The 16970-nt window shown below is 48.1% G+C and carries 16 protein-coding genes; all 16 read left to right on the plus strand.

The window, feature by feature from the left end:
- Window positions 1-57: 57 nt before the first annotated feature.
- The 16 genes from NLBNIHML_RS18150 (at window position 58) to NLBNIHML_RS18225 (ending at window position 16775) form a co-directional block, all read left to right on the plus strand.
- Window positions 58-1182 (plus strand): ABC transporter ATP-binding protein, encoded by a 1125-nt coding sequence (locus NLBNIHML_RS18150; protein WP_062837775.1) that lies wholly within the window; start codon window positions 58-60, stop codon window positions 1180-1182.
- Window positions 1183-1606: 424 nt separating this feature from the next.
- On the plus strand, window positions 1607-2545 hold the full coding sequence (gene hprK / locus NLBNIHML_RS18155; protein WP_091011999.1) for an HPr(Ser) kinase/phosphatase: 939 nt from the start codon (window positions 1607-1609) through the stop codon (window positions 2543-2545).
- A 121-nt stretch (window positions 2546-2666) separates the two neighbouring features.
- Window positions 2667-3692: a prolipoprotein diacylglyceryl transferase gene (gene lgt, locus NLBNIHML_RS18160; protein WP_339258223.1), complete on the plus strand. Its 1026-nt coding sequence runs from the start codon at window positions 2667-2669 to the stop codon at window positions 3690-3692.
- 6 nt (window positions 3693-3698) lie between these two features.
- Entirely contained in the window at window positions 3699-4355 is a 657-nt protein-coding gene (gene ppaX, locus NLBNIHML_RS18165) for a pyrophosphatase PpaX (RefSeq protein WP_339238995.1), read from the plus strand.
- Window positions 4352-4894, plus strand: coding sequence for an acyltransferase (locus NLBNIHML_RS18170; protein WP_339258225.1), 543 nt, complete (start codon window positions 4352-4354; stop codon window positions 4892-4894). Before ppaX ends, NLBNIHML_RS18170 begins: the two co-directional genes overlap by 4 nt.
- Before the next feature lie 389 nt (window positions 4895-5283).
- Complete coding sequence (locus NLBNIHML_RS18175) at window positions 5284-6483, plus strand: ATP phosphoribosyltransferase regulatory subunit (protein WP_339258226.1); 1200 nt, start codon at window positions 5284-5286, stop codon at window positions 6481-6483.
- Between the two features lies 1 nt (window position 6484).
- Window positions 6485-7144, plus strand: coding sequence for an ATP phosphoribosyltransferase (hisG, locus tag NLBNIHML_RS18180; RefSeq protein WP_062837770.1), 660 nt, complete (start codon window positions 6485-6487; stop codon window positions 7142-7144).
- Window positions 7145-7298: 154 nt separating this feature from the next.
- Window positions 7299-8603, plus strand: coding sequence for a histidinol dehydrogenase (gene hisD, locus NLBNIHML_RS18185; protein WP_339258228.1), 1305 nt, complete (start codon window positions 7299-7301; stop codon window positions 8601-8603).
- The gene (gene hisB, locus NLBNIHML_RS18190; protein ID WP_036674766.1) at window positions 8596-9225 is read left to right on the plus strand and encodes an imidazoleglycerol-phosphate dehydratase HisB; all 630 of its coding nucleotides are present in this window, start codon (window positions 8596-8598) and stop codon (window positions 9223-9225) included. The genes hisD and hisB overlap by 8 nt, the downstream gene beginning before the upstream one ends.
- A gap of 3 nt (window positions 9226-9228) precedes the next feature.
- A complete protein-coding gene (hisH, locus tag NLBNIHML_RS18195) occupies window positions 9229-9855 on the plus strand; it encodes an imidazole glycerol phosphate synthase subunit HisH (protein ID WP_339258229.1) in 627 nt (208 codons plus the stop codon).
- Window positions 9856-9918: 63 nt separating this feature from the next.
- Window positions 9919-10653, plus strand: coding sequence for a 1-(5-phosphoribosyl)-5-[(5-phosphoribosylamino)methylideneamino]imidazole-4-carboxamide isomerase (hisA, locus tag NLBNIHML_RS18200; protein ID WP_047841450.1), 735 nt, complete (start codon window positions 9919-9921; stop codon window positions 10651-10653).
- 30 nt (window positions 10654-10683) lie between these two features.
- Window positions 10684-11445: an imidazole glycerol phosphate synthase subunit HisF gene (gene hisF, locus NLBNIHML_RS18205; RefSeq protein ID WP_017691268.1), complete on the plus strand. Its 762-nt coding sequence runs from the start codon at window positions 10684-10686 to the stop codon at window positions 11443-11445.
- Complete coding sequence (gene hisIE / locus NLBNIHML_RS18210; protein WP_445252929.1) at window positions 11438-12172, plus strand: bifunctional phosphoribosyl-AMP cyclohydrolase/phosphoribosyl-ATP diphosphatase HisIE; 735 nt, start codon at window positions 11438-11440, stop codon at window positions 12170-12172. The genes hisF and hisIE overlap by 8 nt, the downstream gene beginning before the upstream one ends.
- Window positions 12173-12184: 12 nt before the next feature.
- Complete coding sequence (gene hisJ, locus NLBNIHML_RS18215; protein ID WP_494352450.1) at window positions 12185-13024, plus strand: histidinol-phosphatase HisJ; 840 nt, start codon at window positions 12185-12187, stop codon at window positions 13022-13024.
- A gap of 288 nt (window positions 13025-13312) precedes the next feature.
- Window positions 13313-14260: a ribose-phosphate diphosphokinase gene (locus tag NLBNIHML_RS18220; RefSeq protein WP_036616184.1), complete on the plus strand. Its 948-nt coding sequence runs from the start codon at window positions 13313-13315 to the stop codon at window positions 14258-14260.
- 253 nt (window positions 14261-14513) lie between these two features.
- Window positions 14514-16775, plus strand: coding sequence for a helix-turn-helix domain-containing protein (locus NLBNIHML_RS18225; RefSeq protein ID WP_339239006.1), 2262 nt, complete (start codon window positions 14514-14516; stop codon window positions 16773-16775).
- Window positions 16776-16970 lie beyond the last annotated feature (195 nt).

Genomic DNA, 16970 nt, shown 5'->3' on the forward strand with positions numbered 1-16970 from the left:
AATATAAAAATACAAATTGTATTCGATTACAAAATGATCTCTGAGGAGGCAACAATCATGGCTGGAGTACGTTTAGAGCATATTTTCAAAAAATACCCGGGTTCTGATAAAGCAACTGTAGTTGACATTAACCTGGACATTAAAGATAAAGAATTTCTGGTATTGGTAGGTCCGTCCGGTTGTGGTAAATCAACAACACTGCGTATGATCGCAGGCCTTGAGGAAATTTCTGAAGGTAAACTCTATATCGGTGACCGTGTCGTTAATGATGTTGCACCTAAAGACCGCGATATCGCGATGGTATTCCAATCCTATGCCTTGTATCCGCATATGAGCGTATATCAAAACATGGCGTTTGGTTTGAAATTGCGTAAGGTTAAAAAAGACGAGATCGACAAACGTGTACGTGAAGCAGCTAAAATCCTGGATATCGAGCATTTGCTTGAGCGTAAACCTAAGGCATTGTCCGGTGGTCAACGTCAGCGTGTCGCTCTAGGACGTGCGATTGTCCGTGATCCACAAGTCTTCTTGATGGATGAGCCTCTCTCCAACTTGGATGCTAAACTCCGTGGTCAGATGCGTGCGGAAATCACTAAACTGGCTAAACGTTTGGAAACAACAGTTATCTACGTAACGCATGACCAGATCGAAGCAATGACGATGGGTGACCGGATCGTAGTTATGAAGGATGGTATCATCCAACAAGCAGCTTCTCCGGAAGAGTTGTATAACCTGCCGGCTAACCTGTTCGTAGCTGGTTTCATCGGTTCCCCGACAATGAACTTTATCTCGGGTAAACTGGCTGAGCAAGGTGCTAACCTGCACTTCGTAGCTCCAGGCGTGGACGTTGAAATCCCGCAAGGTAAAGCACAAGTGTTGAAATCTAGAGGATACATTGGCAAAGAAGTCATTCTGGGTGTTCGTCCAGAAGACATTCACGAAGAGCCAGTATTCCTGGAAGCATCCCCGAACTCTGTATTCTCTACTCACGTAGATGTAACAGAGAACCTGGGTCACGAAATGCTCCTCTACTTGAGCGGTGTAGGTAACGATACTACAATCGCACGTGTAGATGGACGTTCTAACACTCGTGATGGTTCCACAGTTAAAATGGCCATCGACATGAACAAAGTTCATATCTTTGACAAAGAGACTGAAGTGAACGTACTTCTTCAAGACTAATATTACTGGGATTCATCGGTGACGATGGAATCTGACAGTTAACGCAATTATACATTGTAATGAGAGCCCCTTCCGTTATTGCTGGAAGGGGCTTTTTTTAAAAAATTAATGAATTCTATAATATTCAGCGGGGCAAGGATTAACAATTACCTGATAAACAACCGCTAAACCATCCATGTAGTATCCCCAATGGGTACTTGATCAGAAGGTTTTTTCTTACTAATGGTTGTCGGAGGCTACGATTGCATTCATCCCGGAATTCATTTAAGATTATTTGAAGGTCTGTCTTCATATATCTGAGAGAACCGACTGTTGGAAGGGTATGCATTCTGTACCCCATGTTGTGAATGCGCTAATAATGGAAAGAACTGATACACGATCTGAATTACATAGAGGTACAGCGAATGCTGAAAGGAAGAGACAAATGGCGAAAAAAGTGAAAGTATCCGAATTGGTACAGCAGTTTCAGTTGGAGGTTGTTTCTGGATCTCACGGATTGAAAAGAGTCATTACGGTAGATGATCTGAACCGTCCTGGTCTGGAAATGGCCGGTTATTTTGAATACCATCCTCAAGAACGGGTACAGCTACTTGGAAGAACGGAGTTAGCTTTCTTTGCAATGTTACCCGAGCAAGAGCGGCGTGATCGTATGCAACGTCTTTGTACGGAAGAGACGCCTTGTATCGTTGTAACGCGCGGACTTGAAGTCCCGCAAGAGCTGATTGATATCAGTGAAGAACGGGATCTGGCTGTATTGCGCAGTAATATGGCAACAACAATTCTGTCCAGCCGGATTACCGGATTTTTGGAAGGCAAATTAGCACCTACTGCCACGATTCATGGTGTACTGTGTGATGTATACGGGGTTGGGATGTTGATTACAGGTAGTAGCGGTATTGGTAAGAGTGAAACAGCACTTGAACTGGTTAAACGTGGACACCGACTGATTGCCGATGATGCGGTAGAGATCCGCCAAACGTCAGATTTTCAGCTTCACGGTACTGCACCTGAATTGATCCGCCACTTGCTCGAAATTCGAGGTGTCGGTATTATCAACGTCATGACATTATTCGGAGCCGGTGCAGTTCGGAATAACAAGCGGATTACCCTGGTTGTACGTCTGGAAGCATGGCAGCAGGATAAACAATACGATCGTCTGGGTCTGGACGAAGAGACTACACGTATCATTGATACCGATGTGCCTCTCGTTACGATTCCTGTTCGTCCGGGACGGAACTTGGCGGTTATTATTGAAGTAGCCGGAATGAACTATCGTCTGAAACAGATGGGTCTTAATGCTGCACTGCAATTCACGAACAAGCTGACAGCAACCATCTCGGAAGATATGGAAGACATGGATTAAGAAACATTTTATACAAGGACATGAAGATAAATGGTTGACGTGTACTGCTTCTCTGGAGGCGCAGGGCATGCCAACCATTCGTCATGCGTGTGATTGATCGAATAAATAGGAGTGTGAATGAATGGATACATTATTACTGTTGAACCCGATTGCGTTCTCTATTGGAGCGTTAAAGGTTCACTGGTACGGGCTTATTCTTGGTGCCGCGGCACTTATAGGACTGCTGCTCGTGATCCGGGAGGGCAAACGCTACAATATCCCACAGGAAGTGTTCATGGACATGGTCCTGCTGGGTGTGCCTTCTGCCATCATTGGTGCCCGCATCTACTATGTCGCATTTAAGTGGGAAGATTACAAGGATAATTTCTGGGATGTCTTTAAAATATGGAATGGCGGTATCGCCATCTATGGTGCCCTTATTGGTGCAATCATCTGTGCAGTTATTTTCTTCCGTCGTAAAGGCTATAACTTCTGGCGTATGGCCGATATCTGTGCGCCTGGACTGATTGTTGGACAGATGATCGGACGTTGGGGGAACTTTGTGAATCAGGAAGCCTATGGCGGTCCTGTGGAAGAATCATTTTTGAGAGACAAGCTTCATCTGCCAGACTTTATTGTGAATCAAATGAACGTAGAAGGCGTATTCCATCATCCTGCGTTTTTGTATGAATCAGTATGGAGTCTTGCTGGTCTAATCTTGCTGCTGATTCTGCGTCGTCAGAAATTCCTGCGTTCAGGTGAACTGTTCATGTCCTATTTCATCTGGTACTCTATCGGTCGTTTCTTCATTGAAGCTTTGCGTACGGACAGTCTGGGCTTCCAGGCTCCGCAATGGGTCGCTTCATTAGTGAACGGGCTGTGGTCTCCAATGACTGTGATGGGCTTCGAACAAGGATATCTTGATCCTGCTTATGGCAACGTAAGAATCTCGCAACTGCTCGCTATTGGTATCATTATTGTTGCTGTTGTATTCATAGTGGTGAGAAGAGTGACAGGTAAAGCCGATGTTCGTTACAGTGATCCGATTGTATCGTCCAAAGTTACCTCTGATGATATGGAACATACGGGAACAGTTGTTGGCAAAGAGAGTAAGTTAACACCTCCAGCCAAAGATGACCCGAAGCAAGTTGATGATAAAAAGGAGTAATGCAACATGATTGACACGGTATTGTTCGATCTGGATGGAACCATTATTGATACCAATGAGCTGATTATCAGCTCATTCCAGCATGTCATGGGGGGATGGGAGCATTCAGCTCCATGGACACGAGAACAGATCATTCCGCATATGGGTGGCACACTGGAGCAGCAAATGCGTACCTTTTCTGGACAAGAGGAAGTCTCTGAGTACGTGAAAGGTTATCGTGCCTATAATGATATCCATCATGAAGCGATGGTTAGACCTTTTCCACATGTCATTGAGGTAGTAGAGGCGTTGCATCAGGCTGGCATTGTGATGGGTGTGGTCACAACCAAAATTCGTCCATCTACATTAAAGGTGCTGGAACGTTTTGACCTACTGAAATATATGAAGACGATTGTGACCGTGACTGATGTGACGAATCCGAAGCCACATGCTGAGCCTGTGTTGAAAGCAATGACGGAACTGGGTGCAGATCCTGCTAAAACGTTGATGGTTGGTGATAGTCCGGTGGATATCCAATCGGCTCAAAATGCGGGTGCACTCTCGGCGGGGGTTGCATGGTCTCTTAAAGGAGAAACAATCCTGAACGGATATGGCCCCGATCACATGTTGCACGACATGAGAGACTTGTTAGAACTCATCCGTATTGAAACGGGTCGTTCATGAGAAAAGTAACCCGCTATCCGGTAGAGGACCAGAATGCACTTTGGCATATCTACAAGACAGTGAGTCCGTGGAAGGGCATTCGTAATTTTATCTGGATCCAGTTGTCACGTTACTGTCCGATCCTATCGGTGAAGAACTGGATTTATCGCCGAATGCTGGGGATGAAGGTGGGAAAACACACGGCCTTTGGCCTGATGGTGATGGTGGACGTGTTTTTTCCGGAGAAAATAACGGTCGGCGAAAACTCGGTCATCGGTTACAACACAACAATTCTCGCTCATGAGTATCTCATTAAGGAGTACAGGCTCGGTGAGGTGATTATCGGGGAAAATGTACTGATTGGTGCCAATACAACGATTCTGCCTGGGGTAACCATAGGGGATGGAGCGGTTGTAGCTGCTGGAGCTGTCGTACATAAGGATGTTGCACCAGGAGCTTTTGTTGGAGGTAATCCACTACGTGACTTATCCCGTGCGGCAGCTTCTACGGAAGAGACTGTCTTTAACACGGATGATTCTTCTCAGGGTAGTGTACATTAAATCCACAACGTAATGAAAGAAGATGGGTTGAAGTAAAAAGCTGCTTATGGCAGCTTTTTTCGTATATAAATACCGATGGGTGAGGGTAACGGTGCGAATATAAAACGAGATGCCGATCCAAGGGCAATCAAGCTTCGGTATTGTTGACGGTAGTGCGGATTTCATGTTATCATATCCCATATCCTTTAGTTTGTTAGCACTTTACCATGTGAAAGTATTGTTGGAGAAATTAAACGTGATAAAGGTTGAACTAAACCAATAGTTAAAAGCTTGTGCAGCAATACGTTGATTCAGGGTTACAAGATAGAATGGGGATTTGCACTACATAAATCCTGTTGAAATAGAATGAGCACCACTCTTAAATTACTGACTCGGGGTGAATAATACCAATGTCCAAACCAAAAGGATTTGAAAAACCGACCGGATTTCGCGACTATACACCACATGTAGTATCCAAGCTGCGTACGATTGAGCGGAATGTACTAGAATGTATGGAACGCTGGGGTTACCGTCAGATCATCACACCAACGATTGAATATTACGACACGGTAGGTGTAGCCAGCTCTACATCGGATCGCAAATTGTTTAAATTATTGAACAGCCGGGGAACCACCCTGGTGCTCCGATCGGATCTAACGGCTCCGATTGCACGTGTCGTTTCGTCCATGCTCAAAGATGAGCAATTGCCACTGCGTCTGTCCTATCATGCGAACGTATTTCGTTCGATTGAAGAGGAAGCTGGACGCGAGGCGGAGTTCTTCCAGACAGGGGTGGAGCTGGTTGGAGATGACTCACCTGAGGCGGATGCAGAAGTTGTTGCGCTTGCGATTGCCTCTTTGCAGGCAGCGGGCGTATCTTCTTTTAAAATAGCGATGGGTCATATGGGATTCCTGAACGGATTACTGGAGGAAGTGATTCCAGGCCAGACAACGGAGCAGGAGCAATTGAAGGAAGGGCTGCTCGGACGTGATTATGTCGGCTATCGCCAGTCCATCGAAGCATTGAACCTGGAACCCAAGTTGAAAGAACAGCTTGAAGCGATTCTGCGTCTGCGCGGTGGCAAGGAAGTCTGCACACATGCGGTAGAGCTAAGTTCAAGCGCTGAAGCAGCACAGTCGATTGCGCATCTGTGTGCAGTATTCGAAGTGTTGGAAGCGTACGGTGTATCCGAACATGTACTGATTGATCTGACGATGATCGGGGATTTCTCCTATTATACGGGCATGACGTTTGAAGGATATGCAGCAGAACTGGGATCTCCGGTATGCAGCGGCGGGCGGTATGACAATCTGTTACAACAATTCGGGCGTTCGTTGCCAGCTACAGGGTTTGCACTGAAAACCAACCGGATTATTGATGGCGTTCACGGTATTACCATTGAAGAGAAGAAACCGATACTTATCCAATATAGCCCGAAACGTCGGGCCGAGGCACTGACAGAAGCGGCAAGATTACGCAGTCTGGGACAAAATGTAGTGACACTCCTTCTTCCTGAAGACGGGGCTGGAGCAAGTGCTGTATCTACTGGAGCAACAACCGTTCAGGCTGAGCAGGTTATTACTTACGGATCTGAAGAAGGAGGACGCTGAGATGTCGGATATTCTGAAGGTGGCCATGCCGAAGGGCCGAATCTATAAAAAAGCCTCCAAATTGTTCCGTGAAGCGGGGCTGGATATTCCAGAAGACGTGGATGATACACGCAGATTGGTCATTGAAGTACCGGAAGCGGGAATGGAATTCATCATGGCGAAGCCAGTAGATGTTCCAACGTACGTGGAGTACGGTGTTGCTGATATCGGAATTGTTGGTAAAGACGTGCTGCTGGAGGAAAATAGGGATGTGTACGAACTGTTGAATCTGGGAATCGCCCAGTGCCGTATGTCTGTAATTGGACTTCCCGACTGGAAGCCAGGCATTCAGCAACGTGTTGCAACGAAGTATCCGAGGATCGCTTCACAGTATTTTCGGGAGCAGGGGCAGCAGGTTGAGGTGATCAAGCTGAATGGTTCCATTGAGCTTGCGCCCTTAATTGGTCTGGCAGACCGGATCGTCGATCTGGTGGAGACTGGTCAGACGCTGCGCGAGAACGGATTGGTGGAGATGACAGGTATTCTGGACATCACCAGCCGTCTTATCGCCAACCGGGTAAGTTATCGAATGAAAAACGCACGAATCCAGGCTTTGTGTGATGCACTTCAGCAGGTTATTCCGGCATCGAATGAGATATCGGCGGGAAGCCTTCGGGGATAAATTACCGATAAGCAAGGACTGCAAGGCAGCAAGGAACGGGAAATATACAAACGGAATAACCAAAGAATGAAACGATAGAAGTAAGGAACGAGGAAAACGAGAAACAAATCGGCCATATAAGGTAGGTATTACAGGGGATGAGGAGGTTGTACGTATGAAAATTGTACCTGCACGTGAGTTTGATCTGAAGCGTGAAGTGGAGTATGGCACGCCAGAGCAAAATGAAACGGTACGGCGTATTGTCAGCGACATTCGCCGTGAGGGTGATGCGGCACTGCTGCGTTACACGGAGCAGCTGGACCGCACGAAGCTGACGGCCGCGGAATTGCGCGTGCCGCAGGAAGAGCTGCAGGCGGCTTATGCAGCCGTGGAGCCATCCTTTGTGACGGCGATTCGGCAAGCCGCCACCAACATTCGTGCGTTTCACGAGAAACAGAAACGAAACTCGTGGATGGATTGGCAGCCGGACGGCAGCCTGCTGGGCCAGGTCATCCGACCGCTGAAGCGGGTCGGGGTCTATGTACCTGGCGGCAAAGCAGCGTATCCATCGTCTGTGCTGATGAATGTGATTCCGGCACAGGTGGCAGGCGTGCCGGAGATTGTTCTCGTGACGCCGCCGTCTACCAACGGTGGCGAAGGCATTAACCCGTACATTCTCGTGGCTGCCGCGGAAGCAGGCGTGAGCGAGATGTACCGGGTTGGCGGCGCTCAAGCCATCGCCGCCCTCGCTTACGGCACGGAGAGCATTGCCCCGGTCGACAAGATCTGTGGACCGGGCAATATTTACGTGGCGCTCGCGAAGCGCGAGGTGTACGGTGCGGTCGATATCGATAGCATCGCCGGGCCGAGTGAGATTGTGGTGCTCGCCGATGATACGGCGAATCCGGTGTATGTCGCCGCCGACCTGTTGTCGCAGGCGGAACATGACGAGATGGCATCGGCCATTCTCGTCACGAATTCGGCCGCGCTGGCGGAAGCCGTGCAGGGCGAAGTGCAGCGGCAGCTTGAAGTGCTGCCGCGGCGTGATATCGCTGCTGCTTCGGTAGAGCAGTATGGCGCGATTATTGTGGTCGATTCCATCGATGAGGGAATCGATGTGGTGAACCGGCTCGCACCGGAGCATCTGGAGATCATGGTGCAGGAGCCGATGGCTTACGCTGGCCGGATTGAGAATGCCGGTGCGATCTTCCTCGGCCCGTACAGCTCGGAGCCGGTAGGGGATTATTTTGCCGGACCGAATCATATTATTCCGACCAATGGAACGGCGCGATTCAGTTCGCCAGTGGACGTGGACGATTTTATCAAGAAATCCAGTCTGATCTATTATAGTAAAGAAGCGCTGCTGCAGAACGGAGCGGCTATTATAGAGTTGGCCCGGCATGAGGGTCTTGAAGGGCATGCCCGTGCAATCGCTGTACGGTTAGAAGAGGAAGGAAAGGCGGAATCGGACAATGGATAAGCAAAATAACGGTGTGGAACTTGAAAACAAAGGTGCAGTGCGCCAAGCAGAGGTTGACCGCAAAACGAACGAGACCAATATTCAATTGGCCTTTAATGTAGATGGAACAGGACAATCCACGATTGAAACGGATGTACCTTTTCTGAACCATATGCTGGATCTGTTCACGAAGCACGGACAATTCGACCTGAATGTACAGGCCCGTGGAGATATTGACATTGACGATCATCACACGGTTGAAGACATCGGCATCTGTCTCGGACAGACGTTGCGAGAAGCATTGGGTGACAAACGCGGTATTAAGCGTTATGCCAGTGTTTTTGTACCGATGGACGAGGCACTCGCTCAGGTTATTATTGATGTGAGCAACCGACCTCACTTTGAATACCGTGCAGAATACCCTTCCCAACAGGTAGGCAGTTTCTCCACGGAGCTGGTACATGAATTCCTGTGGAAATTGGCGCTGGAAGCTCGGATTACGTTGCATGTCATTGTGCACTATGGTCAGAACACCCACCACATGATTGAAGCGATCTTTAAGGCATTGGGACGTGCACTGGATGAAGCAACGATGATTGATCCGCGTGTAACGGGCGTGCCTTCCACGAAGGGAGTGCTGTAGACGATGGCGATTGCAATTGTCGATTACGGTATGGGTAACCTGCACAGCGTCGGCAAAGCGGTCGAACGTCTTGGCTACGAAGCGCTGGTCACGGGTGACCGGGAAGAGATTCTTGGCGCAGATGGTGTCATTCTGCCAGGCGTAGGTGCTTTTGGTGATGCGATGGTTCATTTGCGGGAGAGTGGACTGGATACGGTGGTGAAAGAAGCCGCTGCAGGGTCCAAGCCACTGCTCGGTATCTGTCTGGGGATGCAGTTGTTGTTCAGCTCAAGTGAGGAGCATGGCGAACATGAGGGACTGGATATATTGCCAGGTAAAGTGGTGCGTTTTGCACCCGGAGAACTGAAGGTTCCTCATATGGGATGGAACCGTCTGGAATTCCTGCACGCGGAAAATCCGCTATTTACGGGGCTTGAGGCAGGTCACGTCTATTTCGTGCATTCCTATCATGCGCTTACGGACAACAGGGACGATCTGCTGGCGGTAACGGATTACGGACATCCGGTGACAGCCATTGTAGGCAGAGGATCCAACTTCGGCATGCAATTCCACCCGGAGAAAAGCGGAGAGCTTGGCATGAAGCTGCTCGGCAACTTTTTGGCTCTGACAGGAGCGCCTGTACAACGGTAAAACAATCATCTCTTCTTAACTATAGAAAGCGTACAAATCTAATTCATATTCAGGAGGCCTTGTATGTCATCTTTTATCCTATATCCGGCGATTGATATCCGGGACGGCAAATGTGTAAGACTGGTGCAGGGAGATTATAATCAGGAGACCGTGTACAACGATGACCCGGTTCAAGTGGCTCTATCCTGGGAGAAGCAAGGCGGTACATATGTGCATCTGGTGGATCTGGATGGTGCCAAAGCAGGTCATCCTGTTAACGATGAGCTGATCGGTCGCATTGCCTCGGCTGTGAACGTACCTGTTCAGGTAGGCGGCGGACTTCGTACAGTAGCGGATGTAGAGCGATTGCTGGGTCTGGGTGTTAGCCGGCTGATCATTGGAACAGCGGCCATTGAGGATCGTGCTTTTACAGAGGAAGTACTGGGACGTTACGGCGACAAAGTGGCAATTGGCATCGACGCTCGTAATGGTTACGTGGCAACCCGTGGATGGCTTGAAACATCGGAAGTACAGGCAGAGGTACTCGCGAAGGAATTGGCGGCGTATGGGGCAGAAACGTTTATCTTTACGGATATTTCCCGTGATGGTATGATGCAGGGTCCTAATGTGGAAGCGATTGTGTCTCTAGCCAAGGCAAGCGGACGGACCGTTATTGCTTCCGGTGGTGTGAGTGTAATGGATGATCTGCTTCGTCTGAGCCGTCACGCCGATGATGGTGTTGGTGGAGCGATCGTGGGTAAAGCACTGTATACGGGAAGCATCGATCTGTCTGAAGCGGTACGTGCAGTAAATAAGTAAGGGATACTCGGATAGAGAGGAAGAGGTAGCATGCTGGCAAAAAGAATCATCCCCTGTCTGGACGTGAAGGACGGCCGGGTCGTCAAAGGCGTCAACTTCGTCAATCTCCGCGATGCGGGTGATCCGGTAGAGCTGGCGGCGCTATATGACCGCGAAGGCGCGGACGAATTGGTATTTCTCGATATCTCGGCTTCGGTAGAAGGTCGCGAAACGATGGAAGAAGTCGTGCGGCAGACGGCTGGCGAGATTGCTATTCCCTTTACGGTAGGTGGAGGCATCTCCAAGGTGGAGGATATGAAGCGGATTCTCCGGGCAGGAGCGGACAAAATTGCAGTGAATACAGCCGCGGTACTTAATCCGCAGTTGATTGCCGATGGTGCACGTCGCTTTGGCTCGCAGTGTATCGTGGTAGCGATCGATGCCAAGTATAACGAAGCTTGGGGCGAGTGGGAGGTCTATACACATGGTGGACGTAAACCCTCCGGCATCAAGGCGTTGGAATGGGTTAAACAGGCTGAGAGCTTGGGCGCGGGAGAGATTCTGCTAACCAGTATGGACGCGGACGGAACAAAAGACGGTTTCGATCTGAAGCTGACGGCAGCGGTATCCGAATCTGTGCGTATACCAGTCATCGCATCGGGCGGTGCGGGCAAGGAATCTCATTTCTATGATGTATTCACCACGGGCAAAGCGGATGCAGGTCTGGCCGCAACGATTTTCCATTACAAAGAAATCGCCGTACCGGCGTTAAAACAACATTTGAGAGAACAAGGGGTGGAGATCCGTGACTAAAGTGAGCGATGAAATCAAGGAACAGTTGTCCTTGGAACAGGTTGTGGAACACATTCGTTGGAGTGATGGTTTGGTTCCTGCCATTGTGCAGGATGTGGATACTCGAGAAGTTTTAATGATGGCTTATATGAATCGCGAATCACTGAAGTTGTCGCTTGAATCCGGTGAAACCTGGTTCTGGTCACGCTCGCGTCAAGAGCTGTGGCATAAAGGGGCAACATCTGGCAACGTGCAGACCATTACTTCCCTGAAATATGATTGTGATGGTGATACTTTGTTGGTTGAGGTCAAACCGAACGGTCCTGCCTGCCATACAGGTGCGGTAACATGTTTCCATAATGAGATCATTGGTTTGCCAGAGAAATCGACAGACAAGGCTCCGGATAAAGCCGGTGAGGCATCTGCTTCTGCGAATTCGGATTCCGAAAGTCGCTTTGAGGTATTGGCTGAACTGGAATCCGTTATTGCAGAGCGTGAACGTGAACGCCCTGAGGGTGCATATACAACCTATTTGTTTGATAAAGGTGTAGATAAAATATTGAAAAAAATCGGTGAAGAAGCGTCCGAGACGATTATCGCCGCCAAAAATAAAGATAATGACGAGCTTCGCCTGGAAGTCAGTGACCTGATGTATCACCTGCTCGTCCTGTTACAAGAGCGCAAGCTGCCACTGGACGACATTATGTCAGAGCTGAGCCGCCGTCATGAACGGCCTCGCCGCGATTAGGAGGCGAGTTTCGTGCGTATAGACTACCATACACACCATGAGCGGTGTGGACATGCCGTTGGCAAACTGGAAGAGTATGTACAGCGTGGTGTGGAGATTGGACTATCCCAGATTGGATTGTCCGATCACATGCCATTGCTGCATGTCGATCCAGCTCAATATTATCCGGAAATGGCGATGCCTATGGATGAACTGCCGCGTTATGTAGAGGAGTGTTTCTCCCTGAAAGAACGTTACCGTGGGCAGATTGACGTACGTGTTGGTCTGGAAGGTGACTATATTGAAGGCTGGGAAACAGAGATTCGTGCAATCATTGAGCGTTATCCTTGGGACTATGTGATTGGCTCCGTTCATTTCCTCGGGGAATGGGACATTACGGATTTTCGCCAGACCCATCACTGGGAGGGCAAAGACATCCTTGAAGTATATCGTCAGTACTATGATGCCGTGAGTAAAGCAGCTGCGACGGGTCTGTACGACATTATGGGCCATACGGATGTCATTAAACGGTTCGGCTATGTTCCTTCAGAGGAGCAAACAGAAGAACGTATCTCACTGGAGAACGCAGCGCTGCAGGCTATTGCAACAAGTGGCTGCGCCATGGAGCTGAATGCTTCCGGGTTATCGAAGCCTTGCGCCGAGATGTTCCCTAGTCGCAGAATGCTGACGGAGGCCATTCGATTGGGCATTCCATTAACCATGGGTTCTGATGCGCACGATCCACTGAAGCTGGGGGATTATTTGCCTGAAGCTGAAGCACTTTTACATGAGTTGGGCTGTACGGAAGTCGCTGTTTTTGAAGGCCGTCATCGCTCGTTCATTCCTTTAAATGTAGAAGCCAGTGGAGTATAATGAGGGTAGGAAATAACCTTTTAAAGGTAGTTCAAAAAGTCCGCTTTTGATTACGAATGATGCCTAAAGGCATCATTAGCATCGAATATGGAATTCAGCCGAAATAGGTGGATGCTTACGAAGTATGTTTCCTCTGGAAACATTGTGGTTGCTCACGTAGTTTTCTCCTACGCTCCGCTACTCCATTTCTAGCTTTATCCCATCTTCTCGGTACTGAAAACCGGTCTTTTTGAACACTCACTTTTAGATAAGGGATTATATAGGGGCTTCAACCCTCGGGAGGGCATTATGCAGCATTCGTTACGTATTTTTTCCGGTTCATCGAACCCTAAGCTGGCAGAACAGGTATGTGACAAGCTGGGTGTACAACTGGGCAAGATCAAGCTGTCCAGGTTCAAGAGCGGAGAAATATACGTTCATTATGAAGAAACGATCCGTAATTGTGATGTGTTTCTGGTACAGTCGTTGTCTCATCCGATCAATGAGCTGTTTGTCGAGCTGTTGGTGATGATTGATGCCGCAAAGAGGGCTTCAGCACGCACTGTGAACATCATTGTTCCATATTATGGTTATGCGCGTCAAGAGCGCAAATCTGCTCCACGGGAGCCGATCTCGGCCAAGATGGTAGCCGATGTATTAACTACGGCTGGCGCCAATCGCGTGGTAACGATCGACCTGCACGCAGCGGCCATTCAGGGATTCTTCAACATTCCAGTTGATCACATGACATCGCTGGATCTGATTAGTGATTATCTGTTGAGCAAAGGTATTGAGAACCCTGTCGTTGTGTCCCCTGATGCGGGACGAGCATCAATGGCAGAGAAGCTGGCCAATCGTCTGGATTCCCCGTTTGCCATTATGATCAAGAAACGTCCAAGCCATAATGAATCCGTGATTACCCATGTCATTGGTGATGTAGAAGGACGGACACCGATTATTATTGAGGATCTGATCGACACCGGAACAACCATTCTGAATGTGGTGGAAGGGTTGAAGGAACGCGGGTCCAAAAACGTATATGTATGTGCAACTCACGGATTGTTCTCCGATGGAGCAGTAAGTAAGTTGAATCACCCGTCAATTGAAGAGGTGGTAGTTACGGATTCGATCGCACTGCCAGATGACCACCCCGAATGCTTCAAAGTGTTACCTGTTGCGCCAATGCTGGCTCGCGCCGTACGCATTATTGTGGATGGTGGCTCCATGGCCACATTGTTTAAGGATTCTGGCATTTAGTGCATCGAGGATATAACGGTTTGCTGCCAGATGAAGTGTTCCGTGTCTGAGTTGTTGTCTGCTCAGCACGGTTTTTTTGTTTTGGCTCTTGGAATTCAATTCTTGCATTGCTGCTCCGAGGCATGTGCTATAATAACATAAAATCAGTTATGATAGCGTTATCATTATAGTATTCAGCTCAAGGTGAGATGGATGCTGAACAGTAGAACCACGGCTGAGAACATTGGCATCGTGGAGTGAGGAGTGGGGTCTATTGTCTCGTAATTGGTACTACCGGTTACTGTTCTCTTATTTCCCAATTTTTTTTCTTACGGTGACCATACTCATTTTCATCGCGTTTGTTTTCATCAATGACATCTCTAAAGAGGAAACAAAAAAAGCAGACCGGATCTCCTCCAGTTATATGATAGACACGGTGGATCGTACAATCAGGGGGATTGAACTATCCATTTTGGAAACGGTACAGAGTCAGCAGGCATACAGACTCTATTTTAGTAACAGAAACCAGAACAGCTCGGACACAGTGTATGCAATTGCACAGAGTTTACGGGAGCTAACGAATTCGTCCTCATGGATTCAATCCATCTATCTATATGACAAGCGAAATAAACATGTTCTGACCGTAAGTGGCTCCAGAGAAGCGGAAGGTTTCTCGGATAAGGCATGGATTGACCAGATGGGTACCGGTTCTATCGGTTCAGGGTGGCAACCTGTCCGGGAATTCGATACGGACTCTTCTCAACGTACCCCGATTCGCGTATTAACCGTGAACAAGGACATGCCTTTGCCTTTTGGCTCTCAGGGCACATTGGTCATTAATATCAAGATGAGCAGTATTGAACAGAGCGTAGATAGTATGGTTAATGGTCAGCTCTCATTCCTGACGATTACTGATCGGGAAGGTAAGGTTGTGTATAATGCACACTCGGACCAAGAGGGCTCGATAGATGGTCAGGAACTGAACAGGCTATCATTAGAAAGACTGGGATGGACCATATCCAGTGGAATCAAGGCCGGTAACTTATTTGGCTGGGTATCTGTCGTGTCTTATGTATGGGTAATCATTGCGATTGTGACGGTTATCTGTGCAATTGTGTATATCGTGTATATTACTCGTCGTAACTATAAACCCATTCAGATCATCATGAACCGAATTGAGTCTCATCAGATTCGAGCGTTTGAACACTCGGGGGCTCGTACGGATGAGATGAAGATGATTGACGGTGTACTTGAGAATCTGATTAATCACATGATGGATTATGACAAGAAAAGCAGGGAAAATATACTCATGCAGCGCAGTAAGTTGTTCAATGCCCTATTGCACGGTGAACACATCGAAAATGCAGAAGAGCAATTAACAGAGCTCTCTCCACTGAATGACGTGCATGAATCGTCACGCTTTATCGTTGTTGTTGGAGAGATTAATCGTTATGAGAAGGGGTTCCAGGAGAGGTATACGAGAGGTGAACAAAATACGCTGAAGTTTGCCTTGATGAATGTTTTGCAAGAGCTGTCACGTAATACCGGAGTACAATGCTGGACGGAATGGATTAGTGTAGATCAAATTGCAATCCTTTTTGTGTTCAAAGAACAGAGTAATAACAACTTGGACATGTCTGGTCAGATTCGGGTTGTAGCTGAGGAATGCAAATCTTGGGTGGAACAAAATCTACGCATTTCCTTAAGCTTTGGCATTGGACCTATTGCTCAGGGAATCGGTGCAATACGAAGTTCTTATGCGGCAGCAGAAGCTGTAATGCAACGTAAACTTTTGATGAACGGAGATGTCGGCCAAGCCGACTGCGGTGAACCACAGCATCCTTTGCTGGATACCTATACTTATCTGCAGATGATTGCGGACTTTGTTAAGCGGTTCCGGATGTCGAGTGGACAGTGGCGGGAACAGTTGGAGGAGATCTTTACCGCATTTGAACAGAACAAATTGCCGGATGACGAGATTCGTTCTCTGATTCAAGCCATGTTACAGATGCTCAGCCGAGAGGTGGCTATGATGTCGGAAGGGCTTCAGGAAGAGCTGTCTGAAGAAAACATCAACAGATGGTTAAGCGCTGTGGAAGAGGCAGAGACGCTTACGGATGTGAAAAGTCTTTTGTTCGATGGTCTGACGGACTTGTTCCGAACGTATGTAGCGGTAACGGAAACCAAGAGTTACAAAGCCATGGTCAACGAAATGAAAAATTATATTGAAGAACAGTTTGCGAATCCTGATCTTTCCTTGAAACATCTGAGCGACCGATTCCAGATTACGGGCAAACATGCGAGTTATTTGTTCAAGACAGAATTCAACATGAAGTTTGTTGATTTTGTTACAGAGCTTCGCATGAAGGAGACGGAGCAGCTTCTGCTCAATACCGATTACTCTTTGCAGGATATTGCCCTGAAGGTTGGGTATGCGAATGGAATTACATTAGGACGTGTATTTAAACGGGTAACGGGTATCACACCAGGAGATTATCGTCGTTTGAAACGAGAACATCGAGAACCCGAAGAGTAACGCAATGATGATCTTATTCTGAGATCTATAGATCAGGATAGCACAGGGTGAATTTCATGCAGTCACTTTCCACCAGGAGAGCAGGCTTGCAGAGGTTCGCCCTGTTTTCGTTGAACAGCTCTCTGCTGGGAGAAATTGATGCAACTGTTTTCGCAGGATAACAAGCTAATATTCCTGATTATCCCCCGTTTACGA

Source organism: Paenibacillus sp. JNU01, assembly GCF_059130585.1.